General features: G+C 67.7%; 1 protein-coding gene and 1 pseudogene. Both read right to left on the bottom strand.

The window, feature by feature from the left end; all coding sequences use genetic code 11:
- Positions 1-401: pseudogene (locus tag RGD00_RS23410) on the bottom strand (hypothetical protein); the annotation flags it as partial.
- 9 nt (positions 402-410) lie between these two features.
- Positions 411-776, bottom strand: a complete 366-nt coding sequence (locus RGD00_RS23405) for a hypothetical protein (protein ID WP_310459632.1) — start codon at positions 774-776, stop codon at positions 411-413.
- Positions 777-900 lie beyond the last annotated feature (124 nt).

The following is a 900-nucleotide window of genomic DNA, read 5'->3' as shown; positions in this document are numbered from 1 at the left end:
GCGTTGCGCGCCAGCTGCGCGGCGTCGTATTCGAGCCCGAGGTCGACCGAATCCAGCACCATGTTGATGGCATTGGCCCCGAGGTCGATACCGGGCACCTTCTCGGCCTCCTGCTGGTGCTCCACCGGCACGACGCCTTCCAGCGCATCCTGCACGAGCGAGATCGTGTCGCCGGCATAGCCGTACTGCACGCGCTTGACGTTCGAGCCCGGCGCGCGGCGGGTGTTCAGCTTGCGGAACGCCTCCTTGCCGAACTTCAGCACCGACATGGAGCGGTTCGGGACCGGCACGCGCGGAAACAGGACGCTGGAGATGAAGGCCGCGTTGCGATAGCCGCGGGCGTGGTTCGACAGGATCGGGTCGATCACTGCCGCGGTACGGGCGTTGAGGGGACCGGACATGGGACTTCCTTAGCGCAGGAGGATGGAGACGAACTCGCCATCGGCGGCGGTGTTCAGGGCGGTGGCGAAGATGTTGACATCGGCCGGCACGATGGGGGGGCCGGCGTCATATTCCGCGGCCTGCTTGACGCCACCGGCCGCCGCCGAGACGACGCCACTGCCTGCGGTGATCGCGCCCACGGCCTTGACCCGCGCGACGCCCATCACCAGCACCGCGGCCTGATCGCCGATGACGGTGTTGGGGCTCTTTGCGACGCCGAGTACCTGGGCGTCGGCGGTGGTGACCTTGGCGCCGGCGTAGCTCACGAGGTCATACGCCCCGAAGGTGCCGGTGGTGGTGACCGAGATGGTCAGGATATCCTGAAAATGCTGCATCGGGGTTCCTCAGGAGACGGCCTTGACGGCGTCGATGTAGGAGGTGTTGGGGTGGTCGAGCTGGTACCGCTCGGCCTTCCGGTGGAGTTCGAGGCCGGAGGGATCGACCGGGCGGCCGTCGGCG

It is taken from the genome of Ruixingdingia sedimenti (genome assembly GCF_031432425.1).
In the GTDB taxonomy this organism is placed as follows: Bacteria; Pseudomonadota; Alphaproteobacteria; order Rhodobacterales; family Rhodobacteraceae; genus Ruixingdingia; species Ruixingdingia sedimenti.
This window is presented reverse-complemented; position numbering and strand designations above follow the sequence as displayed.